The sequence below is a fragment of the Ensifer sp. ENS03 genome (assembly GCF_014852035.1).
GTDB classification, from domain to species: domain Bacteria; phylum Pseudomonadota; class Alphaproteobacteria; order Rhizobiales; family Rhizobiaceae; genus Ensifer; species Ensifer adhaerens.
Genome location: NZ_JACVAV010000002.1, coordinates 91,773 through 114,562, shown reverse-complemented (window position 1 = coordinate 114,562; position 22,790 = coordinate 91,773). Strand labels below are relative to the sequence as shown.

The 22,790-nt window shown below is 62.9% G+C and carries 20 protein-coding genes and 1 pseudogene; 12 read left to right on the top strand and 9 right to left on the bottom strand.

The genetic code is table 11. The annotated features are described in order from the left end of the window. Positions 1-369: 369 nt before the first annotated feature. The gene (locus IB263_RS07205; RefSeq protein WP_192438107.1) at positions 370-738 is read left to right on the top strand and encodes an Hpt domain-containing protein; all 369 of its coding nucleotides are present in this window, start codon (positions 370-372) and stop codon (positions 736-738) included. A gap of 247 nt (positions 739-985) precedes the next feature. Continuing rightward, entirely contained in the window at positions 986-1,306 is a 321-nt protein-coding gene (locus tag IB263_RS07200) for a 2Fe-2S iron-sulfur cluster-binding protein (RefSeq protein ID WP_034794619.1), read from the top strand. A 435-nt stretch (positions 1,307-1,741) separates the two neighbouring features. Here IB263_RS07200 and IB263_RS07195 read toward each other — a convergent pair whose 3' ends face one another. After that, positions 1,742-2,371, bottom strand: a complete 630-nt coding sequence (locus IB263_RS07195; RefSeq protein ID WP_034794616.1) for a DUF922 domain-containing Zn-dependent protease — start codon at positions 2,369-2,371, stop codon at positions 1,742-1,744. Positions 2,372-2,478: 107 nt separating this feature from the next. On the opposite strand from IB263_RS07195, the gene folP reads away from it, so the two are divergent. The 3 genes from folP to folK all read left to right on the top strand — a co-directional run bounded on the left by folP (position 2,479) and on the right by folK (position 4,327). Next, positions 2,479-3,330: a dihydropteroate synthase gene (gene folP / locus IB263_RS07190; RefSeq protein WP_192438105.1), complete on the top strand. Its 852-nt coding sequence runs from the start codon at positions 2,479-2,481 to the stop codon at positions 3,328-3,330. Positions 3,331-3,444: 114 nt separating this feature from the next. Further along, positions 3,445-3,813, top strand: a complete 369-nt coding sequence (gene folB, locus IB263_RS07185) for a dihydroneopterin aldolase (protein ID WP_034794609.1) — start codon at positions 3,445-3,447, stop codon at positions 3,811-3,813. Then, positions 3,803-4,327 (top strand): 2-amino-4-hydroxy-6-hydroxymethyldihydropteridine diphosphokinase, encoded by a 525-nt coding sequence (gene folK, locus IB263_RS07180; RefSeq protein WP_112976759.1) that lies wholly within the window; start codon positions 3,803-3,805, stop codon positions 4,325-4,327. The genes folB and folK overlap by 11 nt, the downstream gene beginning before the upstream one ends. Before the next feature lie 78 nt (positions 4,328-4,405). On the opposite strand, the gene IB263_RS07175 is transcribed toward folK, so the two are convergent. Then, positions 4,406-4,957 carry a hypothetical protein gene (locus tag IB263_RS07175; RefSeq protein WP_034794604.1) on the bottom strand — a complete coding sequence of 184 codons (552 nt, stop codon included), beginning with the start codon at positions 4,955-4,957 and terminating at the stop codon, positions 4,406-4,408. A gap of 237 nt (positions 4,958-5,194) precedes the next feature. Between IB263_RS07175 and IB263_RS07170 the strand changes: the two genes are divergently transcribed. After that, positions 5,195-6,058 carry a cytochrome b/b6 domain-containing protein gene (locus tag IB263_RS07170; RefSeq protein WP_192438103.1) on the top strand — a complete coding sequence of 288 codons (864 nt, stop codon included), beginning with the start codon at positions 5,195-5,197 and terminating at the stop codon, positions 6,056-6,058. Then, positions 6,055-6,844: pseudogene (locus IB263_RS07165) on the top strand (molybdopterin-binding protein). The gene IB263_RS07170 and the pseudogene IB263_RS07165 overlap by 4 nt, the downstream one beginning before the upstream one ends. Before the next feature lie 15 nt (positions 6,845-6,859). Here the strand turns inward: IB263_RS07165 and IB263_RS07160 are convergent. From IB263_RS07160 to IB263_RS07150, 3 genes are all read right to left on the bottom strand, one after another. After that, a complete protein-coding gene (locus IB263_RS07160) occupies positions 6,860-7,945 on the bottom strand; it encodes a YcjF family protein (protein ID WP_192438101.1) in 1,086 nt (361 codons plus the stop codon). Further along, positions 7,942-9,438, bottom strand: a complete 1,497-nt coding sequence (locus IB263_RS07155; protein WP_192438099.1) for a YcjX family protein — start codon at positions 9,436-9,438, stop codon at positions 7,942-7,944. Before IB263_RS07155 ends, IB263_RS07160 begins: the two co-directional genes overlap by 4 nt. A 147-nt stretch (positions 9,439-9,585) precedes the next feature. After that, positions 9,586-10,089: a histidine phosphatase family protein gene (locus tag IB263_RS07150; protein WP_034794591.1), complete on the bottom strand. Its 504-nt coding sequence runs from the start codon at positions 10,087-10,089 to the stop codon at positions 9,586-9,588. Positions 10,090-10,492: 403 nt separating this feature from the next. Between IB263_RS07150 and dksA the strand changes: the two genes are divergently transcribed. Then, positions 10,493-10,912: an RNA polymerase-binding protein DksA gene (gene dksA, locus IB263_RS07145; RefSeq protein WP_034794589.1), complete on the top strand. Its 420-nt coding sequence runs from the start codon at positions 10,493-10,495 to the stop codon at positions 10,910-10,912. A gap of 174 nt (positions 10,913-11,086) precedes the next feature. Here the strand turns inward: dksA and IB263_RS07140 are convergent, their stop codons facing one another. Further along, a complete protein-coding gene (locus IB263_RS07140) occupies positions 11,087-12,088 on the bottom strand; it encodes a flagellar biosynthetic protein FliO (protein WP_192438096.1) in 1,002 nt (333 codons plus the stop codon). Positions 12,089-12,355: 267 nt separating this feature from the next. Between IB263_RS07140 and cckA the strand changes: the two genes are divergently transcribed. Continuing rightward, positions 12,356-14,974, top strand: a complete 2,619-nt coding sequence (gene cckA / locus IB263_RS07135) for a cell cycle histidine kinase CckA (RefSeq protein WP_090293870.1) — start codon at positions 12,356-12,358, stop codon at positions 14,972-14,974. Between the two features lie 61 nt (positions 14,975-15,035). Here cckA and IB263_RS07130 read toward each other — a convergent pair whose 3' ends face one another. From IB263_RS07130 to IB263_RS07120, 3 genes are all read right to left on the bottom strand, one after another. Then, positions 15,036-15,314, bottom strand: coding sequence for a hypothetical protein (locus tag IB263_RS07130; RefSeq protein WP_051659310.1), 279 nt, complete (start codon positions 15,312-15,314; stop codon positions 15,036-15,038). A 75-nt stretch (positions 15,315-15,389) separates the two neighbouring features. Then, the gene (locus IB263_RS07125; protein WP_034794581.1) at positions 15,390-16,319 is read right to left on the bottom strand and encodes a pseudouridine-5'-phosphate glycosidase; all 930 of its coding nucleotides are present in this window, start codon (positions 16,317-16,319) and stop codon (positions 15,390-15,392) included. Positions 16,320-16,350: 31 nt separating this feature from the next. After that, on the bottom strand, positions 16,351-17,298 hold the full coding sequence (locus IB263_RS07120) for a carbohydrate kinase family protein (protein ID WP_089044110.1): 948 nt from the start codon (positions 17,296-17,298) through the stop codon (positions 16,351-16,353). Positions 17,299-17,617: 319 nt separating this feature from the next. Here IB263_RS07120 and recA point away from each other — a divergent pair, with 319 nt between their 5' ends. From recA to IB263_RS07105, 3 genes are all read left to right on the top strand, one after another. Further along, a complete protein-coding gene (recA, locus tag IB263_RS07115) occupies positions 17,618-18,706 on the top strand; it encodes a recombinase RecA (RefSeq protein ID WP_043614579.1) in 1,089 nt (362 codons plus the stop codon). A 231-nt stretch (positions 18,707-18,937) separates the two neighbouring features. After that, a complete protein-coding gene (gene alaS, locus IB263_RS07110; RefSeq protein WP_192438094.1) occupies positions 18,938-21,598 on the top strand; it encodes an alanine--tRNA ligase in 2,661 nt (886 codons plus the stop codon). A gap of 333 nt (positions 21,599-21,931) precedes the next feature. Beyond that, a complete protein-coding gene (locus tag IB263_RS07105; RefSeq protein ID WP_060520732.1) occupies positions 21,932-22,783 on the top strand; it encodes a GyrI-like domain-containing protein in 852 nt (283 codons plus the stop codon). Positions 22,784-22,790 lie beyond the last annotated feature (7 nt).

The window sequence follows — 22,790 nt, the reverse complement described above, 5'->3', positions numbered from 1 at the left end:
GAATGGGACCACGCGTCGAGCTTATCCACCGGAACGGTTGCCATTTTCGTACGCGGGTCCGTTCCTAAGCGTATCGTAGTGACACATTAGCTGGGTTCTTACAATTAAGAGCGCTTGGGGTTGATTAAAATCCTAATGAAATCTTAATGCAATGCAGGTCTAAAAGCCGGAAAAGATAAGGAAATCAGAGAGTTTAACGGACGTTAACCATTTTCCCAAAATACTGCCTATATTGCGCCCGGATTTGAGCCAATAGGTGCCGGAGCCCGCCGAAGATGGAAGTCTGAACAGTGCGGGCGGCGGCACCGCTCCCGATGAAGCGATGCCGGAAACAGGCCAACATCAAACAAACAATAGGGAAATTGGCTCATGGCGGCCCTCAGGATTGCCTTTGAAGCCCCGGATAGTCCGGGAAACTCTTCTGCGTCAGGCAAAAAGCCGATCGACTTTGCTCACCTCGCCGTCCAGACGATGGGTGACAAGGCGCTCGAAATCGAAGTGCTGCAACTCTTTGCGCGCCAGGCGCGCCAGGTCTTGAAGGAAATCGCCGAAGGCGAGGGCACGCCCCGTGCCCAGGCAGCCCACCGGCTAAAGGGCGCAGCCCTTGCTGTTGGTGCCGTCGACGTTGCAAACGTTGCCGGCGCGATCGAACACAATCCGGCCGAAGCCTCGCTCTGCGACCAGCTCGCATCGGCCGTGCTCGAAGCCGAGCTCTTCATTCTGAAGCTCTGCCGCTAGCGGCTCCCGAGCAGACAGGGGGCCTAACCGACCCCTGTCTGTCGCACGATGCCCGCGCCTCGCATAGAGGGCGCCGTGCCGGCAGCCATTGCTACCGGCGCGATCTGCGGCGACGCACAGAATGACGGCCGTTGTTGACTGGCCGGCCGATTTGTTGGAAGAACTTTCCCTGAATTTGCGCCCGCGGGGTTCTTTTCTCAACAGGCCTTGCGCCCGGCCAATCCACCAGTTCATTCCGGAAAGAGACATGACAAAACTTACGATCGTTGCCTTTGATGGCGCGCGCCACGAACTTGATGTCGAGAACGGCTCGACGGTCATGGAAAACGCCGTTCGCAATTCGGTTCCCGGCATCGAAGCGGAATGCGGCGGAGCCTGCGCCTGTGCGACCTGTCATGTCTATGTCGACGATGCCTGGGCTCAGACCGTCGGCGCTCCGGAAGCCATGGAAGAAGACATGCTGGACTTTGCCTACGACGTCCGGCCGACGTCGCGGCTTTCCTGTCAGATCAAGATGAGCGATGCGCTCGACGGTCTCGTCGTGCACGTGCCGGAGCGCCAGGCCTAACGCCTGCGTCCCACGCCCCTTCTTCAGGCCTCCGCACAAAAAAAGCGCCTCGCCGGTCGTTGGACAAGCGAGGCGAGGAGGGCGCATCGCATACAGATGAGGGAGGGAACATCTGCTGCACCAAGACACGCCAGGAGAACCCGTTCCGGCTCCGCTGTTCGATTTCTTCTTTTTCTTTTCAAGTGAACAACGTTGCGCAATTCAAAGTAAAGGCAACATCTAAGCTTTTCGCGCCGCAATCGCGTCGCGCATAACCTATTCAATTTGTGGGGCTAGTCTTTGTCCCGGCCCCTCTCTCATTGGTTTGAATATAGATGAGTCGCCGGCCGGCAGCCATCGTTATATTTCACCAATAAAATACTGTGGGTATTGCCGCTGAAATGGCCCGAGCCGTGACTATAGTCAGGCTCTTCTTCTGGGTTCCGGCTTTGCTATCTACTGTTGCGCTTTCTTCAGCGTCTCCAGCCTGTATTGCAGAAGACGGATCATGCGCTTGTCGAAGTTGGCGGCTTCGGTGCGGTCGAAGCGAGCCTGATCCTTGTCATGCGCCTCTATCGCGGTTGCGCTGACGCGGGCAACGCTTTCCTGCATCTCTTCGCACGTGTCCTGCGGCTTCAACGCCAGGAACATCTTCTCCATCCGCCGAGCGTGATTGCGGGCGATTTCCGCGTGGCGCTCCTCGTGGCGTTTGATGTCACTCGACAGAGTGTCCCACACGAGGGCGAGGTCACGTCCGGCCTGGCGGCGGTACTTCCATTTGGGCAGAATGATGCGCGTGTTGAGAGTGACGCGGGCCGAGCCGACGGCGCAGCGTCCGTTGCGGCTGACATAGGTGATCGAGCCGCCGAACTTGATGCGGGTCGCGCCCGGATGCCGTGCGCCGGTCGATTTCATCATCGGGCCGCTGGCCGAGAGTGCCTTGTCCAGTTCTTCCGCAGTCCGGCCGCCGATCGAAAAATAGGAGAAGCTCTTGTTCACCACGGTTTCGCCCGAGGCCGTGCCAAGCGGGGCGGCAACCAGGAGAGCAAGAAGGGCGACTTTGAACGGGACGCGTACTCGGGACATCAATGCGTGGTTCTCTTCGGTTGAACTTCGATCAAGCTTGGGGCATAGCCAGCGCCGGCGCAACAGCAAAACGATGGCTCCCGGCCGTATGCGGATGGTGAGGGAAAATGACTTACAATCCATTTCAGAAATTTAGCTGGAAGCTGGCGCATGGACGCAGCCTCGAACTGGGGCCGCGTGGCGTTTTGATGGCGATCGTCAATGTTACCCCGGATTCTTTTTCCGATGGCGGCCGTTTTATCGATGCCGTTGCGGCGGTGGCGCAAGGGATGCGCTGCCTGGAGGAGGGCGCCTTGATCCTCGATATCGGCGGTGAATCCACACGCCCCGATGCCGCGCCCGTCAGCGCCGAGGAAGAACAGGCGCGGATCCTGCCTGTCATCGCAGCGCTTGCCCGTGATACCGATGCGCTGATTTCCGTCGACACTTACAGAGCCTCGACCGCCCAGTTTGCGGTCGACGCCGGCGCGCATATCGTCAACGATGTGCACGGCCTTCAGCGCGAACCCGACATTGCCGCTGTCGCCGCCAAGAGCGGCGCTGGCATCTGCGTCATGCATACGGGCCGGGGCCGTGAAAAACTCGCAGACGTGATCGCCGATCAGTTTCATTTTCTCGACCGGTCGCTCGAGATCGCGGCAGCTGCCGGCGTGGAGCGGGATCGCATCATTCTCGATCCGGGCTTCGGCTTCGCCAAGGACACGGATGAGAACCTGGAATTGATGGCGCGCTTCGCGGAGTTGCACCGTTTCGAGCTGCCATTCCTGGTCGGAACGTCGCGCAAGCGCTTCGTCGGCGCGGTCAGCGGCCGAGAAGCGGCCGATCGCGACATGGCGACGGCCGCGACAACGGCGCTTTTGCGCGTTGCCGGCGCCTCAATTTTCCGCGTACACGATGTCGCAAACAGCAAGGATGCACTGGCGATGGCGGATGCTATGCTGCACGCCAGAGCGAGGTGAGATTTTCTCGTCCGCATTCCGCCTGAACCTGTGACTACCAATCACGCGCATGACTGCTGAGCGGCTCGACCGCGCAATCATGGCGATCCAAGAAAGCCGATGGGACTGAGAAGCATGAGCGCGACCTATATCATCACCCTCAAGAACTGCGCCTTCTTCGCGCGCCACGGCGTCTTCGATGAGGAGGAGCTTCTCGGTCAGCGCTTCTTCGTCGATGCCGAGCTCGAAGTCGAACAGGGAACGGCGCTGGTCGACGACTCGATCGAAGACACCGTGCATTACGGCATCGCCTTCCAGGAGATCGAGCGCATCGTCACCGGCCGCCGCCGCTATCTGATCGAGGCGCTGGCGCTGGAAGTGGCCAAGACGCTCTGCGTGCGCTTCCCGCAGATCAAGCGCGCCAAGGTGTCGATCCGTAAGCCAAATGCGCCGGTTCCGGGTGTGCTCGATTATGTCGAAGTGACGGTCGAGCATGTCGTCTGAGGTGAGCTGGCGGGCAGCGACACTCGGGCTTGGCGGCAATCTCGGCGATCCCCGCAAGGCGATGGCCGAAGCGCTTCGCCTGCTCGATGCCCGCGACGACTGCGTGGTCAAGGCCGTCTCGCGCCTTTATCGCACGCCGCCCTGGGGCAAGACGGACCAGGCCTGGTTCTACAATGCCTGCGCCAAGGTCGACACGACGCTCGAGCCCGAAGCCCTGCTCGACGCCTGCCTTGATATCGAACGGTCGATGAAGAGGGTTCGCGACGAGCGCTGGGGGCCGCGCACGCTCGACATCGATGTGCTGACCTTCGAGGGCGTGGCGCAAGCGGGCGGGCGGCTGGAGTTGCCACATCCGAGGATGACCGAGCGCGGTTTCGTACTGATGCCGCTTGCCGATTTCGCCGCCGACATGGCTGTTGGCGGCCGTCCGGTCGGCGACTGGCTGCAGCAGGCTGACGTCGCAGGCATCGAGGTTGCGGATGGTGACATGAGCTGGTGGCGCGCAGGCGCCTGAACAGGACCGCAACATAATCCACAAACGACAAAGCCCCGGTCGATGCCGGGGCTTCGTCGTTTATTCGGGTGTTGAACGTTACTTGATCGAGCCGACAGCGATCGCGTCGATCTGGCGGTTGAGGCTGACGCCGATGACCGGCACCATCGTTTCTTCGACCTTGACCGAAATGGTGATGTTCATCGTCTGGTCGTCCTGCAGACGGGCGATCATGGCGCCATTCAGCTTCTTGCGATTGATGCCGACGACGACCTTGTCCTTGGCGACGTTGCCGGAAATGATATCCAGGCCCTTGCCCTCGGCGCCGTCGAGAAACTTGCCGGTATAGGTGTTGCCCTTCTGTGTGATCAGCGCCGACATCGGCTGCTTGAACACGCCGACGCGGCAGAAGCCGTCGAGCTTGATGCCGGTGTCATCGCCCGCAACCGGTTCGCCCGAGAGATCGCAGGTGAACTTGGTGCCCTTGTACTTGCCCGCGACGATCTCGCCCGGGCCCTTCCACTGGCCCGCGACCTTCTCGAAAAAGACCTTGTCCTTGGCGCCGGAAAAAGCCGGTGTCGCAAGGCCGACGGTGGCTGCAAGCGCGAAGGCGGCAGCGCCGCGAGCGATCAAAGAAGGGCGCGAGAACATAAACGATCCTTGATGGGTCAACGTCCGAAACTGAAAGCCACATTTGCGCGCAAATGGTTAACGGACGGTTTCTGCGCGGTGCGCGGCGCGGCTTCTTTGTGGCCGAAAAGCGGATTGACCACAGCATTTTTGGCTTAGGAAATACAGTGGGTTGGCGGATTTCGGCGAGCATTGTGCGGGGACATGAAACTTGCCCCAATCGCGCTACGTATAACCATGGGAAACGGGAGATTTCCCATGGTTGCAGCAGGACATGATTCCGAATCGACCGCGTCAGACGCACAGCAGAGCCTGGTGATATCGCAGCACCGGCTGACAACCCGGCTTGCCCATTGGGGATGGGCCGGCGCGCTGTTATTTCTGTTTCTCAGCGGCCTGCAGATCTTCAACGCGCACCCGGCACTCTATGTCGGGCAGCAGTCGGGTTTTGCCTTCGACAACAGCATCCTGTCGATTGGGCCTGTGCGTGAACGAAGCGGCGAGGTTCGCGGCCTGACGACAGTCTTGGGGCTGAGCGTTGACACCACTGGTGTCCTGGGCGTCAGCGGGCCGGAACAGGAGCGGGCCTATCGGGCTTTTCCGGCCTGGTTGACCTTGCCGTCCTACCAGGACCTCGCCACCGGCCGCGTCGTGCACTTCTTCTTCGCCTGGATGTTTGCCGTCGTCTATTCCATCTGGCTGGTCGCAAGCGCGATCAACGGTCACCTGCGGCGGGACATTCTTCCCGCTTTGGCCGACATCCGCGCCTTGCCCGCGACCTTCATCGCGCATCTGCAGTTTCGCTTCGAACATCACGGGCGTTACAACAGCTTGCAGAAACTCTCCTACGGCATTGTTCTCCTGGTCTTTTTTCCTCTCATGATCGCGACAGGGCTGACGATGTCGCCGGGCATGGACGCCGGCTGGCCCTGGCTGGTTCAACTCTTTGGCGGCAGGCAGTCGGCCCGCACGATCCATTTCGTCATGATGCTTCTGCTCGTCGGCTTCTTCACTGTGCACATCGCCATGGTTTTTGCCGCCGGTCCGATCAACGAGATGCGGTCGATGATTACTGGGCGTTATCGCATCAGGCGTTCGATGGACCGGGGAGGAAGAACATGAGCACGTTCCTCCTCAGTCGCCGGCGCTTCCTGGCGGCGGCGGGGGCTACGGTCTCGTCGTTGCCGCTTGCCGGGTGCGACGCACTCGACGGCTTCGTTGGCGGCGGCAGTCGCGTGCGCGACTTTCTCGCATCCGCCAACAGCCTTACTTACCGAGCACAGCGGCTGCTGGTGCCGGCTGAGCGGCTGGCGCCGGAATTTGCCGAGAGCGAGATCCGGCAGGGGCAACGACCGAACGGCTCCACCGACCCGGGTGATGCGACCTATCTCGCGCTGAAGCAGGACGGCTTTTCCGGATACCGGCTTCGCGTTTCCGGCCTGGTCGAGCGACCGCTTCACCTGACGCTTGCAGAGCTGCGAAACATGCCGTCGCGCACCCAGATCACTCGACACGACTGTGTCGAGGGCTGGAGCTGCATCGCCAAGTGGAGCGGCGTTGCCCTTACTCGCGTCCTCGATGAAGCCCGGGTGAAGCCCGAGGCGCGTTACGTGGTCTTTCATTGCTTCGACAGCATGCCGCTCGGCCTTGGCGGCTCGGTCGCCTATTACGAATCGATCGATATGCTCGATGCGCATCACCCGCAAACGATCCTCGCTTATGGCCTGAACGGCGCGGCTCTGCCGGTCGCCAACGGTGCTCCACTGCGCGTCCGGGTCGAGCGCCAGCTGGGTTACAAGATGGCGAAGTACATCAAGGCGATCGAAGTCGTTGCCGATCTCGCCCTTCGGTCGAGGGCGCGGCGGCTATTGGGAAGATCTCGGCTACGACTGGTATGCGGGGATCTAGTTTCGCGTGACCGCGCTATTTCTCGCCGCTTTCGCCAATCACGCGTCCGGCGCCGGGGCTGAGGTCGGCGAGAAAATCACCGATCCCGGGACGCTTCAGCGCGCGAAACGGCATCGGGCGGCAAAGGTCCATCGCGGCGATGCCGATGCGTGCGGTCATCAGGCCATTGATGACGCCTTCGCCCAGGCGCGCCGAGAGCTTCGAAGCCAGCCCGTGGCCGAGCACCTGCTGGATCAGGCTGTCGCCGGCGGCGATCGAGCCGGTGACGGCCAGATGAGCGATCACGTCGCGCATCAGCCGCAAGAGGCCGAGCGTGCCGGGGCGACCGCCGTAAAGTTCGGCCATGGCGCGGATCAGGCGGGCAGATTCGTAGAGGACGTAGCCGAGGTCGACGAGCGCCCGCGGGCTGACCGCCGTGACGATCGACACGCGCTTGGAAGCCGCGAGAATGAGGCGCCGCGCCTCGCGGTCGAGTGGGCTGAGCAGCTCGCGCTCGGTGAGTTCGATCACGTGCGGACCGTCGATGATCTCGCCTTCGCTTTCCTTCAGCCGTGTGCGCCCGCGCGCCGTCCGCGGATTGCTGGCCAGCAGGTGGACGAGCTTTGCCTGCGCCGCGCGCGCGGGTTTAGCACTGGCCGAAGCGGCCGCCGCTTCCGTTTCCGCTTTCAGCTTCTGGATCGCCGTGAGCTGCATTAGCCCCGAAAATTCGCGGCCAACGACGATCAGCAGCGCCAGCAGTCCGATCGCGACGACGGCAAGCGCGGCGTAACCGAGCCAATCGGCACGCGCGAAGAGATCGCGAAGCAGGCGGTCGACCCAGAGGCCGGCAGCCAGTGACAGGATGATGCCGAGGGCGCCGGTCGCGATCTTGCCAACTGACAGGCGGCGCTTGCGAGGACTTGCTTCGGGCAAGGCGAGGGCCTCCACCGCAAGCGTGGTCTCGCGGAACGGGTCTTCCGCATCGGGTGTCAGTACCACATTGTCGTCGAAACTTGCGGGCGCGCGCCGCGCGCGCAGCTGCGGACCGGCCTCGGCGGGCTTGTCTTCGCCAACTGAAAAGGCGCTGGGACGGCGGCTGCGACCGTTGCTGTCGTCACTCATGCGAGCCGGTCTCCGAACAGGAATTGCATGGCCCGGTCGAGGCGGATATGCGGCACCGACAGTTTCAAGCCACCGCCGGTTTCCTCAAGATGTGGCGGGCGGAAGCGAACAAAGCTGAGTTCCGGAAGCGGATGAGCGCTTTCGAGATAGGTCGTCGCGCCGGACCGGGTCTCCATCGTCTTGAAAAGAACTTCAGGATCTTCCGGCAAGTCACCGGGAAATATCGCTGTTTTCCTTTCTCCATCGAAGATTTCGCCGTTGATCTTCTCGCCGGCAATCGGGGTGCCGACGATGACCGGCAGCGCATGGCCGTCGTGGTTGACGGTCGCTTCGCGGGTGGCCCGGACCGATGCGAGCGCCATGACCTCGAGGCCGGCGCCGCTCAATCCGATGCTTTCGGCGGCGCGATCGACGAGGCGCGCGGCGATGTGCTCCAGCCGGTCGTGGCTTTCGTGATGCAGGTGATCCGCCTTGGTTGCTGCGATCAGCACCTTGTCGATCCGTCGCGTCAGCAAGGACGAAAGCCAGCTGTTGGTCCCCGGACGGAAGCAGGCAAGCACGTCGGCCAGCGCCTGCTCGAGATCGAGCAGCGCCTCTGGGCCGTTGTTGATCGCCTGCAGGGCATCGACGAGCACGATCTGCCGGTCCAGGCGCGCGAAATGCTCGCGAAAGAACGGGCTGACGACATGTTTCTTATAGGCTTCGTAGCGCCGCTCCATCATCGCCCAGAGCGAACCCTTTGGTGCACGGCCCTCGGGTAGGTCCGGAAGCGGCGAGAAGGTGAGCGCCGGCGAACCTTCGAGGTCGCCCGGCATCAGGAAACGTCCAGGCGGCAGAGTTGAGGGCGAGCGTTCGTCCGCCTTGCAGGCCCTGAGATAGCCGGTGAAGCTCTCGGCGAGCCGGCGGGCGCTGCTTTCGTCGGCTGTCGCCGTCGAGCCAGCCGACGACGCAAGCGTCAGCCATTCGGCCGACAACTTCGCACGGCCAGGTGCACGGGCGCGCGCCACCGAATTGTTGCTGAACTCGCGGAAGTCCTGCGCGAGCAGGGGCAGGTCGAGCAGCCATTCGCCGGGATAGTCGACGATGTCGAGCGACAGCCGGCCCGGCGAGAACAGCCGGTTCCAGCCGCTGGCGCTCTCATATTCAAGGGTGATGCGCAGCTGCGAGATGGCGCGCGTGGAGTCTGGCCAGATGCGATCGCGCACCAGGGCTGCGATATGATCCTCATACTGGAAACGCGGCACGGCATCGTCGGGCTGCGGCTCGAGCCTGACCTTCGAGACCCGGCCCGAACGCACCGCCTCGAACACCGGCAGGCGCCCGCCGTTCAGCAGATTGTGCACCAGGGACGAGATGAAGACGGTCTTTCCCGAACGGGACAGGCCGGTGACGCCGAGCCGGATCGAGGGATTGACGAGGCCGGAGGCGCGGTCGGTGAGGTTATCGAGCGCGATCAGCGCGTCGTCTTTGAAGCTGGTCAGGTTAGGCGCCAAGTCTTGGTCTTTCTTGCGGCGTGTTTCCCGGGGTCGTTCGCATCGTCAAGCCCGCCGAACGACGATCGGCTGCGGGCTGCCTCCGCGATATAGGCACTAATTGCGGCGCCGCAACGCGCACGTGTCAATTCTTCTTACGGTGCGCCTTCATGGCGTCGGCAACAGCAGCGATACCAGGCGGGCGGAGGTAGCGTCAGACGGCAGATCCAGAATGGCCAGGCCAGCCGGCGGATATCCATCGGGAAGCGCCTCGCGGGCGGCCTCGTCGCCCACCAGGTTGCAGAGCAATTGTTCGATCATCGGATTGTGGCCGACGAGCATCAGCGCGTTTACATGCCGGTGCGCATCGATGAGGTCGAGATAGATGCTCGTCGGACCGGAGTAGAGCGCATCGATGTAGCGGATATCCAGCTCTTCGCTGACCGTGCGGAAGAACGGCTCGGCCGTTTCGCGGCAGCGCACCGCCGTCGAACAGAGGATGCGGTCGGGGCGGATGCCCTGGTCTGCGGCGGTCTGGGCAAGCCGCTCCGCATCGATGTAGCCGACCTCGTCCAGCGACCGATCGAAATCGCGCTGGCCCGGCAGGGCCCAGCCGGAACGGGCGTGCCGCAGGAGGTAGAGGCGGAGAGCCTTGGGGGCGCTGTCTTGCATCGATCGGTTCCGGCGTTGCCTGCCGGTTGCAGCGACAGGGTAGAATTTTGCCGGCTTTCATGTCGGCCGGCAGACCGTCACCTTTCCCCGCACGCACCATAAAGATCAAGCTGGCCGCCGTGATTTTTTCGGGGACTGCCGGTGCTGCGCTTTGCCGCGGTCGTGAATGGACGGTAAAATGGCGCAAACACGTCATTGTCACTTTTCAGCGAGCAGAGGCGGCGGCTTCGGTGGGCGCAAGTTGGAAATCAAGATCCGATGTGTAATTTTGATGAAATATTCGTCAGTTAGCCTGAAACGCTAGCAACATTAAAATACGGTTGAGTGTCTGTTGCGAGGCTTGAATCACAGCTTCCATAGGTCTATACACCGCCGCAATGAGATGTTCTTCAGGAGAATCGCGTTGAGTGAGAAGATCGATCTTAGTACCTTCGTCCTTTCCGAGGACGATGAATTCATGAATGCCAACCACCGGGCGTACTTCCGGGCCAAGTTGAACGCTTGGAAAAACGACATCCTTCGCGAGGCACGCGAGACACTGGATCACTTGGCAGAGGAGAGCGCCAATCATCCGGATCTCGCAGACAGGGCTTCTTCCGAAACTGATCGGGCAATCGAGCTCAGAGCCAGGGACCGCCAGCGCAAGCTGATCTCCAAGATCGATGCGGCGTTGCAGCGTCTCGACGAAGGTACCTACGGCTACTGCGAAGAAACAGGCGAGCCGATCGGCCTGAAGCGACTGGACGCCCGTCCGATCGCGACCCTCTCGATCGAGGCGCAGGAGCGCCACGAGCGGCGGGAAAAGGTCTACCGGGACGAATAAGCTTTCGGGCTTTCGTAACAGTCTGAAAAAAGGCGCGGGTCAAACCGCGCCTTTTTCCGTTGTCCCGAATTTATTCCGAAGCAACGAAGCGGCTCTTCGCTTCGATGCCTGGGCTCAGACAAGTATCTCGCTGCCGTCGCGATGCCTGACGTCGCCGTCAGGCCAATGCGGCAATCAGGGCTTCCGCCCGGCGGAGATGTCGGCCAGCATGCGGTTCATCTCTTCTTCGATTGTCGGCTCCTTATGACCGCCGTCGGCGACAGGCGCGCCAAGCGTCGGCTCCTGACGGCCGGAATGGGCCGGCGCACGGTTTTCCGGAGTGACCGATGTTGCCGGACCCAGGCGCTGCAGGTCGCCGGTGATCTCCGCGTCGAGAAGGCGCTCGAAATCAGAAAGGGCGGTCGCAGGAGCCGGCTGCGGTTGGGGCTGAGGCTGCGACTGGATGATCGCTGCGGGGCGCTGAAGCTGCTGGGCCGGCTGCATCTGAATGGGTTGCGGCTGTACAGTCTGCGCCATTGCCACAGGGCGGTTCATGGCTGCATCGACGTTGACCGCGGGTGCTGCGACGGAGGTGATAGACGGGCTCTCGGGTGCGGGCTGGGCGACAGGGCGAGAGAGAGGGCGCTGCTCTGCAGCAAGGGCAGGTGCTGCCACCGGGCGCTGTTCGGCCGTAACGCGCATGGGCGCCACCGGCTCGACGCGAGCGACCGGCTGTTCCTCTGTCCGGGTGATGGGGCGAACTGGCGTCGCGACGACGGGTTCGGCCTGCATCGACGGCGCGGGCTGCTGAACGGGTTCCCTGACTGCCGGACGGCTTTCACCCACTGGTTCGGTCACCTTGCGTTCGATGACAGCAGAGCGTTCGCTGACGGCCGGGCGCTCGTCGCCGCCGGCGACGATCCGGCTTTCGATGACGATATCCGTCGGCCCGCCGATCATGATCAGGTGCTCGACATCGTCGCGGCGCACGAGCACGAGACGGCGCCGGGTGTCCACAGCGGCAGCATCGAGCACGGCCAGGCGCGGCTGGCGGTTCTTGCCGCCACGGATGAATGGCGAGGAAGGACGGTTGCGCATGATCCAGAGCACGGCCACGAGGCACAAAAGTCCAATCGCGACCGCTGCAGCGGCGACGACGAACCGGCTGCCGTTGTCCGCGATGATCGTTTCCATCATAGGGTGAACTCCTTCTGCCTTTCGAGTGGCAGTATTTGACGGCTTTTTTCGGGCTCGGACAAGCACTTCGCCGACATTCCCTGTGAATTGGCTCGAATGCTTCCGCACAGGTGCTTTTTGCTGTTATCTCTGATTGTTAAAGATGATTCTTGTCCGAATGATCGAGGGCGTGTCGGTTATGGCCGATTTTGCCCGGCGGTTTGAGCGGATGCCGGCCGGAAGGGCTGGGCCGCGCCGCGCGCGGCGCCGGCCGCGTAAGAGGACCCGATGACGAAATTGCGGCAGTCAGGCGACTACCAGATGCCGGTTGTTGACCGTGGCGTCAGGCCCGGAACCGTGCTGCGGATCGTGCTGCTCGCGATCGTCCTCACCGTCTCGGCCATCGCCTTCGTGATCTTCCGGAACCAGATGGAAAACGAGATCGTGCTCGGCATCCTCGGCGTTCTCGCCATGGTCGGCATCTTCTTTCTCGTGTCCTCGGTCATCGGCTTCATCGAGGTGATGCCGCAATCGCGCCCGGACGAACTGGCGCGCGCCTTTCTTGATGCGCATGAGGACGGCACGATCGTCACGGACCGGAAGGGCCGGATCATCTACGCCAACGCCGCCTATGGCGCGCTCACGGGCGCGAGGAACGCTGCGGGCATCCAATCGCTCGAAACGATCCTGTCGCGCAATCGCGAGGCGACGGAAGCAATCTACCGGCTGACCAACGGCCTGCACGAGGGCAAGCAGGGGCATGAGGAATTCCGCCTGCTGAAGCCGCTTGCGACCGGTGCGGCCACCGGCTCCGGCGCCCATTGGTTCCGGCTGAAGGCACGCGTGCTGCCGCTCGAAGACAGCGAGCGCAATCCGCTCTATCTCTGGCAGATCGCCGACATCACCGCCGAACGCGATGACCAGGAGCGCTTCTTCAAGGAATTGCAGAACGCGATTGATTATCTTGATCACGCACCCGCCGGCTTCTTCTCCGCCGGTCGCAAGGGCGAGATCTTCTATATCAACGCCACGCTTGCCGACTGGCTCGGCATCGATCTCACCAAGTTCCAGCCGGGCTCGATAAGTATTGGCGATCTGGTGGCTGGAGAGGGGCTGACGCTCGTCCAGGCGGTGCAGGCCGAACCGGGTCTGAAGAAGACCAAGATGCTCGACCTCGACCTGCGCAAGTTGAACGGCCAGAGCCTGCCGGTGCGCATGATCCACCGTGTCTCCTCGACCCGCGACGGCGCGCCCGGCGAAAGCCGCACCATCGTCATGTCGCGCGAGGGCGGCGAGGACAGCGACCAGTCGGCGTCGAGCGCAGCGATGCGCTTTACCCGCTTCTTCAACAATACGCCGATGGCGATCGCCTCGGTCGACGGCAATGGCCGGATCCTGCGCACCAACGCGCCGTTCCTGAAGCTGTTTTCCGGTCTCGTCTCGCAGGACGACGTCGAGCGCGGCGCGCTGATCGATGCCGTGGTGCACGAAACCGAGAAGCTTCGCCTGCACGACGCGCTGGCGGCCGCCAAGGACCGGCAGGGCGACATCGCGCCGATCGACGCGCTGCACCCGACCGATGGCGAGCGCCATTTCCGCTTCTACGTCAATGCCGTGATCGACCAGACCGATCAGGCGCCGGAGGAAGCGGCGATCATCTATGCGCTGGAGATTACCGAGCAGAAAGCGCTCGAAAACCAGATGGCGCAGACGCAGAAGATGAACGCCGTGGGCACGCTTGCCGGCGGCATCGCGCACGACTTCAACAACGTGCTGACGGCGATCCTGCTGTCGTCCGACCACCTGCTTCTGTCTGCCCGGCCGGCCGACCCGAGCTTCGCCGACCTGATGGAGATCAAGCGCAACGCCAACCGTGCCGCTGTTCTCGTGCGGCAGCTGCTTGCTTTCTCGCGCAAGCAGACGATGCGGCCGACGGTGCTCAACATGACCGACGTGATCGGCGACCTGCGCATGCTGGTCGACCGCATGACCGGAACGAACGTCAAGGTCGAGGTCGACTATGGCCGCGATCTCTGGCCGGTCCGGACCGATCTCGGCCAGTTCGAACAGGTGCTTTTGAACCTCGCGGTCAACGCTCGCGACGCCATGCCCCAAGGCGGCATCATCACACTTCGCACCCGCAATCTGCCGGCGGCTGAGGTTTCGGCCTTCGGACGCCGTGAGCTGCCGGACGAAGACTTCGTGATGGTGGAAGTTTCCGACCAGGGAACAGGTATTGCGCCCGAAATCCTCGACAAAATCTTCGAGCCGTTTTTCACGACCAAGGAAGTGGGCAAGGGCACCGGTCTCGGCCTGTCGATGGTCTATGGCATCGTCAAGCAGTCGGGCGGCTACATCTATCCGGAATCGGAAGTGGGCAAGGGCACGACCTTCCGCATCCTCTTGCCGCGCCACATCGAGGTGCCGGTTGCGCCCGAGGAGCCCGCGCAGGCAGGCACCGGAACCGTTGCTGCGCCGGTGGTGCAGACGATAGCGGCTCCCGTGGTCAAGACCGAGGAGCCGACCGATCTCACCGGAGATTCGGCAGTCGTGCTGCTCGTCGAGGACGAGGAGGCTGTTCGCCGCGGCGGCAAGCGCATGCTGGAAACGCGCGGCTACACCGTCTACGAAGCGGGCTCCGGCGTCGAGGCGCTCGACATCATGGACGAGCTCAACGGCGCCGTCGATATCGTCGTATCCGACGTGGTGATGCCGGAAATGGACGGACCGACGCTCCTGACCGAACTGCGCAAGAAGTACCCGGACCTGAAGTTCATCTTCGTCTCGGGCTATGCCGAAGACGCCTTTGCCCGCAACCTGCCGGCGGATGCCAAGTTCGGCTTCCTGCCGAAACCGTTCTCGCTGAAGCAGCTGGCGGTATCCGTGCGCGAAATGCTCGATTCCTAGAGCAGTTGAACGCCAGGGGATATCGACCGGGGTCGGCGCTGGGTACGTTAGGCTTCCGCCCCTAGTCGTTCTGCTGCCTTGACCAAGGCCCATTGGCCGAGGCGCGCGTTGCCGACCAGCCGGGAGGAAGATCGGCGATCTCGTCAAGGTCGGTGTGGCGCTCGACGACCTCCGCCATCGCGACCACCAGCACTTTCGCCATGTCGATCGGTGCGCCATCTGTAAACGCCCATGAATGATCGTCTTCATGATGTGTTGCGACGAGAACCGGGTGCCCCGCGAGCACCGAACGGCAGGTAACGCAGGCAACATCAGGTGCTTGATCAAACTTCCAACGCATCGTCAGCCTTCGCCAATGCAAAAAGCCCGGCGCTTGCGGGCCGGGCTTCTCTATTTCTCGCCGTTTCTTACCGGATTACTTCACGTTCAACGCGACGGCGATCTCGCCGGCAAGCCGGGCATTGTTCTCGACCAGCGCGATGTTGGTCTCGAGGCTGCGGCCCTCGGTCATTTCGAACAGGTTGCTGAGCAGATAGGGCGTGACCGCCTTGCCGGTGATCTCGTCGTTCTCGGCATTGTCGAGCGCGCGGGCGATATAGATTTCCATCTCTTCGCGCGGGATCTCGGCAGCTTCCGGAACCGGATTGGCAACCAGCATGCCGCCTTCGACGCCGAGCAGCTCGCGCATGGTCTGGAAGTTGGCGATCGCGGCCGGGCTGTTCAGCATCAGCGGGCTCTTGAGGCCGCTGTCGCGTGACCAGAAGGCCGGGAAGATTTCGCTGTCATAGGTGACGACCGGAACGCCGCGGGTCTCGAGCACTTCGAGCGTCTTCGGAATGTCGAGGATCGCCTTCGCGCCGGCGCAGACGACGATGACACCGGTGCGGGCGAGTTCATCGAGGTCGGCGGAGATGTCAAAGGAGAGCTCCGCTCCACGGTGCACGCCGCCGATGCCGCCGGTCGCAAAGACGCGGATGCCGGCGCGGGCAGCAGCGATCATCGTCGCGGCGACGGTCGTCGCGCCGGTGCGGCGCTCGGCGATCGCGAAAGCGAGATCGGCGCGCGAGACCTTCATCGCGCCCTGGGTCTTGGCCAGTTCTTCGAGCTTGGCATCGTCAAGGCCGATATGCAGTACGCCATGAATGACGGCGATGGTCGCCGGCACGGCACCCTGTTCGCGGATGATCGCTTCAACGCTGCGGGCCATGTTCAGGTTGCCCGGGTAGGGCATGCCATGGGTGATGATGGTCGATTCCAGCGCCACGATCGGCGCGCCACGCGCCTTGGCGGCTGCGACCTCGTCGGAATATTCCATCGGCAGGAAGGGGGAAGCGGGTTTGGTCATGGTCTTTCCTTGGGAGTTCTGCTGGCAAATGTCATGACAGCATTTGGGGCGTGGGCACAAGGGCCAGCGCCTGTTCGAGATTGGCCGCGGACATCTCTTCGGATGCGGCCAAGGGAGAACGCAACGTCAAACCGGCGGCTGCGATGCCGTGCCGCAGGCAATCGGCGATATCGCGGCCGGCAAGGCGGGCGGAAAGGAAGCCGGAGGCGAGCGCGTCGCCAGCGCCGGTGACGTCGGCAAGGGCGGGCAGGGCCGGCGGCACGACGACACAGGCGCTGTCGCCCTCGAAGGCAACGACCGTACGGCCGCCCCGGGTCACGACGCCTCCGTTGATGCCCAGACCGCGCAACAGGGCCGGCCATTCTTCCGCCTCGGCCGCCTCCTTGCCGGTCAGCGCCCGCGCCTCGGATTCGTTCATGAACAGGAACGAGAGATGCGAGAGGCACGGCCGGTAGCGGATGACCTTGGCCGGCGAAACAGCGATGCCGGCGACGAGGCGGCCGTTGCCGGCAGCCGACTGGGCAAGTGCGGCGATCGTTTCTTCCGGCAGGTTGGCGTCGGTCAGCACCAGCTTGCTCGCGGCGATGACCTCGCGGAGCGCCCGCCGCTGCAACTGCCGTGGCGAGAACAGCCGGTAGAGTTCCATGTCGGCGAGCGCAATCACCAGATTGCCGTCGTTTTCGAGGATCGCCGTATAGCTCGGCGTCTGGCGGTCAAGAAAGGTCAGGGGACTGTCGATGACGCCAGCCGCGGCCGCGGCTGCGGTCACCATCTCGCCGGCCGCATCACCGCCGCGGGTGCTGATCATGCGCACGCTGTGGCCAAGCCGCGCCAGGTTGCGCGCGGCATTGAAACCACCGCCGCCCGCTTCTTCGAACCAGCTTCCCGGATTGCTCGACCCGGGCGCTGTCGTTCCCGATATACGGCCGCGCCTGTCGATATGCGCGCCACCGAAAACGGCGATGTCAGCTTGCGTCATGAATGTTCCTCTGCTTGGCCGATCGGCCGAATATCTGTTGGCATCCTGCAATGCCGCGTCGCAAAGCGCCACGCGCCCGACCTGCTCAAAGTCTCATGCGCAGGCGAATCGGCCGAGCCTTGCCGGGCAGGTTCGAAGGGCTTGCGCCAACATTCGAAAACTCTGGTTTCGTTCCGTGAACAAGAATCGAACGTATCGTTGAAAGCTATTGTTTTTCAATGTGTTGTCGCGCTCTTGCAAATACGGAACAAAACATGTACAAAAACTCCTGCGGCGGCTTCATTGCCTCGGTAGCTTCAATAACCTAAAGGTGGACCAAATGGCACAAAACTCTTTGCGGCTCGTAGAGGACAAATCGGTGGATAAAAGCAAGGCACTTGAAGCGGCACTTTCCCAGATCGAACGTTCGTTCGGTAAGGGATCGATCATGAAGCTCGGTGGGAAGGACAGCATCATTGAGATCGAGACGGTTTCGACCGGCTCTCTCAGCCTCGACATCGCGCTCGGCATTGGCGGCCTGCCAAAGGGCCGCATTGTTGAAATTTACGGCCCGGAAAGCTCGGGTAAGACGACGCTGGCGCTGCAGACCGTCGCCGAAGCACAGAAGAAGGGCGGCATCTGCGCCTTCGTCGACGCCGAACACGCGCTCGATCCGGTCTATGCCCGCAAGCTCGGCGTCGACCTCGAAAACCTCCTGATCTCGCAGCCCGACACCGGAGAGCAGGCGCTTGAGATCACCGATACGCTGGTGCGTTCCGGCGCGATCGACGTGCTGGTCGTCGACTCGGTCGCCGCGCTCGTGCCGCGCGCCGAAATCGAAGGCGAAATGGGCGACAGCCTGCCGGGCATGCAGGCTCGCCTGATGAGCCAGGCGCTGCGCAAGCTGACGGCGTCGATCTCCAAGTCGAACTGCATGGTCATCTTCATCAACCAGATCCGCATGAAGATCGGCGTGATGTTCGGTTCGCCGGAAACCACCACCGGCGGCAACGCGCTGAAGTTCTACGCCTCGGTTCGCCTCGACATCCGCCGCATCGGCTCGGTCAAGGAGCGCGAAGAGGTCGTCGGCAACCAGACCCGCGTCAAGGTCGTCAAGAACAAGATGGCGCCTCCCTTCAAGCAGGTCGAATTCGACATCATGTATGGCGAGGGCGTATCGAAGACCGGCGAACTGGTCGACCTCGGCGTCAAGGCCGGCATCGTCGAAAAGTCTGGCGCCTGGTTCTCCTACAACAGCCAGCGTCTCGGCCAGGGCCGCGAGAACGCCAAGACGTTCCTGCGCGACAATCCGGATCTCGCGCGCGAAATCGAGACGGCGCTGCGCCAGAACGCCGGCCTGATCGCTGATCGGTTCCTCGAGAATGGCGGTCCGGAAGCGGACGACGGTGACGAGCCGCCGGAAGCATAAGCCGCTCGGCCCACTGAGGTTACCAGAAAACCGGTCGTCCCGTGGGCGGCCGGTTTTTTGCTGGCGTCTGGACAGTCGGATATGTGAGCGATAAAAGCCTTTGGTTCCGGCGACCCAGCGCGTTGGAGGGTGCGGTCACCACGGGTGGCCGCAGGGTTTAGGGACAATGGCTTAGTGGCGCGGCGTGGGCCGGACGCGGGCCGGAATCGGTGCTTAAGAATAGGACGCAAGATGAGCGGCGTGAATGAAATCCGGTCGACCTTTCTCGACTATTTCCGCAGGAACGGTCACGAGGTCGTGTCGTCGAGCCCGTTGGTGCCGCGCAACGACCCGACATTGATGTTCACCAATGCCGGCATGGTGCAGTTCAAGAACGTCTTCACCGGCCTGGAGCAGCGTCCCTATTCGACGGCCGTTACGGCGCAGAAGTGCGTTCGCGCCGGCGGCAAGCACAACGACCTCGACAATGTCGGCTACACCGCGCGTCACCACACCTTCTTCGAAATGCTCGGCAACTTCTCCTTCGGCGATTACTTCAAGGAGAACGCGATCGAGCTCGCCTGGAACCTGATCACCAAGGAGTATGGCCTCGACGCCAAGCGCCTGCTGGTCACGGTTTACCACACCGACGACGAGGCCTTCGATCTCTGGAAGAAGATCGCCGGTTTCTCCGACGATCGCATCATCCGCATCCCGACCAGTGACAACTTCTGGGCCATGGGCGATACCGGTCCCTGCGGTCCGTGCTCGGAAATCTTCTACGACCACGGCGACCATATCTGGGGCGGACCCCCGGGCTCGGCCGACGAAGACGGCGACCGCTTCATCGAGATCTGGAACCTCGTCTTCATGCAGTACGAGCAGATCACCAAGGAAGAGCGGGTCAACCTGCCGCGTCCGTCGATCGACACCGGCATGGGCCTCGAGCGTCTCGCAGCCGTGCTGCAGGGCGAACACGACAACTACGACATCGACCTCTTCCGCGCGCTGATCGCCGCATCGGAAGAAGCGACCGGCGTAAAGGCTGAGGGCGACCGTCGCGCCAGCCATCGCGTCATTGCCGACCACCTGCGTTCGTCCGCCTTCCTGATCGCCGACGGCGTGCTGCCGTCGAACGAAGGCCGCGGCTACGTGCTTCGCCGCATCATGCGTCGTGCGATGCGTCACGCGCAGCTGCTGGGCGCCCAGGATCCGTTGATGTGGAAGCTCTTGCCGGCACTCGTCGGCCAGATGGGCCGCGCCTATCCGGAACTGGTGCGCGCCGAAGCGCTGATCTCCGAGACGCTGAAGCTTGAGGAAACCCGTTTCCGCAAGACGCTGGAGCGCGGTCTCAATCTGCTGTCCGACGCATCTGCCGATCTGTCTGAAGGCGACCAGTTCAACGGTGAAACCGCCTTCAAGCTCTACGACACCTACGGCTTCCCGCTCGACCTGACCCAGGACGCGCTGCGCGCCAAGGGCATCACCGTCGATACCGACGCCTTCTCGGTTGCCATGGAGCGCCAGAAGGCCGAAGCCCGCGCCAACTGGGCCGGTTCCGGTGAAGCTGCGACCGAGACCATCTGGTTCGAGCTCAAGGAAAAGCACGGCGCGACCGATTTCCTCGGCTATGACACCGAGACCGCCGAGGGCGTGATCCAGGCGATCGTGCGCGATGGCGCTGTCGTAGCAACCGCCGCCAAGGGCGACACCGTCCAGGTGGTGCTCAACCAGACGCCGTTCTACGGCGAATCGGGCGGCCAGATGGGCGATACCGGCACGATCACGACGGAAAGCGGCAAGCTCACCGTCACCGACACGCAGAAGCGCGGCGAGGGGCTCTTCGTCCACTTCGCGACCGTGGCCGAAGGCACGGTCAAGACCGGCGACGCCGCCCAGCTCGACGTCGATCACGCCCGCCGCTCGCGCCTGCGCGCCAACCATTCGGCAACGCACCTCCTGCATGAGGCGCTTCGCGAAGTGCTTGGCACCCACGTGGCCCAGAAGGGCTCGCTGGTAGCGCCGGAACGCCTGCGCTTCGACGTTTCTCATCCGAAGCCGATGACGGCCGAGGAGCTGAAGGTCGTTGAAGAGATGGCCAACGAGATCATCGTCCAGAACACGCCGGTGACCACGCGCCTGATGAGCGTCGATGATGCGATTGCCGAAGGTGCGATGGCGCTCTTCGGCGAGAAGTACGGCGACGAGGTTCGCGTCGTCTCGATGGGCCGCGGCATCCACGGCTCCAAGGCCAACCGCGCTTACTCCGTCGAACTCTGCGGCGGCACGCACGTGTCTGCCACCGGTGACATCGGCCTGGTGCGCGTCGTCTCGGAAAGCGCCGTCGGCGCCGGCGTTCGTCGCCTCGAGGCGCTGACCGGTGAAGCGGCACGCGCTTATCTGAACGAGCAGGACGAGCGCGTGAAGACGCTCGCCAACACGCTGAAGGTTCAGCCGGGCGACGTGCTCGGCCGCGTCGAGGCGCTGCTCGACGAGCGCCGCAAGCTGGAACGCGAGCTGACTGAGGCCAAGAAGAAGCTGGCACTCGGTGGTGGCGAAGCGGGTTCGGCCGATGCCGCCCGCGAAATCGCCGGCGTTCGCTTCCTCGGCAAGGTCGTTTCGGGCGTCGAGCCCAAGGATCTGAAGAGCCTGGCCGATGACGGCAAGAAGAGCCTCGGCTCCGGCGTCGTTGCCTTCGTCGGCGTTTCCGGCGATGGCAAGGCAAGCGCGGTCGTTGCCGTGACCGACGACTTGACCTCGAAGCTCAGCGCCGTTGACCTCGTTCGCGTCGCATCCGCCGCTCTCGGCGGAAAGGGCGGCGGTGGCCGTCCGGACATGGCCCAGGCCGGCGGTCCGGATGGCGACAAGGCGGCCGAAGCGATCGAAGCGGTGGCCGTCGCACTCGCCGGCTGATTGGTACCCGCAGCAGAATAGGAAAAGGGGCGTCCGTTGCGGCGCCCTTTTTGTTTGCATCGGGCAGGGCTTGTGTAGCTTCACGCTCGCGGTCCCGCGAGCCCCCTCCGGTCGTGCGTGTCATACCCCGCCGGATCACCAGCCCACACGAACAGAGCCTCGGCGCCTCGGACGGTCAAACCGAAACGTGATTGCTGGCCAAGGCACCGTTCTGGGGTCCTATATCGCGGAAGGCTCGTACAAATCTCAGTCGAAGCACGCCCGCAACTCCGCAGGATTTGTCAAATTGATCTATGGTCTACCCATCCGTGAGCAAAGCGCGAAAGGTTGGACATGGAAGAGCGGGTAGCGTGGGCGACCTATGAACGGCGTCTGCACCGGGTCAGCGACTACATCTACGGTCATCTCGACGGCGATCTCGACCTCGATCGCCTTTCCGAGATTGCCTGTCTGTCGCCGCACCATTGGCACCGGATCTACCGGGCCGTTCACGGCGAGACGCTGGCAGGAACGGTGAAGCGGCTGCGGCTGCAGCGGGCAGCGGCCGATCTCGCCCAGACCGATCTTCCTGTCGAAACGATCGCGCAGCGCTCTGGCTATCCCAATCTGCAATCCTTCAACCGCACCTTCAAGGCCGCCTATGGGCTGCCGCCGGCGCGATACCGCAAGGAGGGGAGCCATGTCGCCTTTGAAACCGCTTCAACGGAAGGAATTCCAGACATGTATGAAGTCACCCTGAAGGACGTCGAAGCCTTCGACCTCGTCGGCGTCGCCCACACCGGCTCCTATATGGAGATCGGCAAGGCGTTCGAGACGCTCTATGGCACCCTCTTTTCACGGCAATTGTTCCGGCCGGACATGGAGATGATCGGCATCTACCTCGACGATCCGGAACTGGTGCCAGCGGAAAAACTGCGCTCCTTTGCCTGCGTCAGCGCGCGCGGACCGATGCCGGCGGAGGCGCCGTTGATCCCGCAGCATCTCGACGGCGGCCGCTATGCGGTGCTTCGCCACAAAGGCCCTTACGCGGATATGCCGAAGGCCTACCAATGGCTCTACGGCACATGGCTGCCGCAGTCCGGCCGCGATATCCGCGACAGCCTGATGTTCGAGAAATATCTCAACAATCCCCGCGAAGTTGCGCCGACCGAACTCTTGAGCGAGATCTATCTGCCTTTGAAGTGACAGACAC

Excerpts from the sequence above, each read along its gene's own strand:
- IB263_RS07205 (WP_192438107.1), top strand. The coding sequence starts at position 370 with ATGGCGGCCCTCAGGATTGCCTTTGAAGCCCCGGATAGTCCGGGAAAC.
- IB263_RS07200 (WP_034794619.1), top strand. The coding sequence starts at position 986 with ATGACAAAACTTACGATCGTTGCCTTTGATGGCGCGCGCCACGAACTT.
- IB263_RS07195 (WP_034794616.1), bottom strand. The coding sequence starts at position 2,371 with ATGTCCCGAGTACGCGTCCCGTTCAAAGTCGCCCTTCTTGCTCTCCTG.
- folP (WP_192438105.1), top strand. The coding sequence starts at position 2,479 with ATGACTTACAATCCATTTCAGAAATTTAGCTGGAAGCTGGCGCATGGA.
- folB (WP_034794609.1), top strand. The coding sequence starts at position 3,445 with ATGAGCGCGACCTATATCATCACCCTCAAGAACTGCGCCTTCTTCGCG.
- folK (WP_112976759.1), top strand. The coding sequence starts at position 3,803 with ATGTCGTCTGAGGTGAGCTGGCGGGCAGCGACACTCGGGCTTGGCGGC.
- IB263_RS07175 (WP_034794604.1), bottom strand. The coding sequence starts at position 4,957 with ATGTTCTCGCGCCCTTCTTTGATCGCTCGCGGCGCTGCCGCCTTCGCG.
- IB263_RS07170 (WP_192438103.1), top strand. The coding sequence starts at position 5,195 with ATGGTTGCAGCAGGACATGATTCCGAATCGACCGCGTCAGACGCACAG.
- IB263_RS07160 (WP_192438101.1), bottom strand. The coding sequence starts at position 7,945 with ATGAGTGACGACAGCAACGGTCGCAGCCGCCGTCCCAGCGCCTTTTCA.
- IB263_RS07150 (WP_034794591.1), bottom strand. The coding sequence starts at position 10,089 with ATGCAAGACAGCGCCCCCAAGGCTCTCCGCCTCTACCTCCTGCGGCAC.
- IB263_RS07140 (WP_192438096.1), bottom strand. The coding sequence starts at position 12,088 with ATGATGGAAACGATCATCGCGGACAACGGCAGCCGGTTCGTCGTCGCC.
- cckA (WP_090293870.1), top strand. The coding sequence starts at position 12,356 with ATGACGAAATTGCGGCAGTCAGGCGACTACCAGATGCCGGTTGTTGAC.
- IB263_RS07130 (WP_051659310.1), bottom strand. The coding sequence starts at position 15,314 with ATGCGTTGGAAGTTTGATCAAGCACCTGATGTTGCCTGCGTTACCTGC.
- IB263_RS07125 (WP_034794581.1), bottom strand. The coding sequence starts at position 16,319 with ATGACCAAACCCGCTTCCCCCTTCCTGCCGATGGAATATTCCGACGAG.
- IB263_RS07120 (WP_089044110.1), bottom strand. The coding sequence starts at position 17,298 with ATGACGCAAGCTGACATCGCCGTTTTCGGTGGCGCGCATATCGACAGG.
- recA (WP_043614579.1), top strand. The coding sequence starts at position 17,618 with ATGGCACAAAACTCTTTGCGGCTCGTAGAGGACAAATCGGTGGATAAA.
- alaS (WP_192438094.1), top strand. The coding sequence starts at position 18,938 with ATGAGCGGCGTGAATGAAATCCGGTCGACCTTTCTCGACTATTTCCGC.
- IB263_RS07105 (WP_060520732.1), top strand. The coding sequence starts at position 21,932 with ATGGAAGAGCGGGTAGCGTGGGCGACCTATGAACGGCGTCTGCACCGG.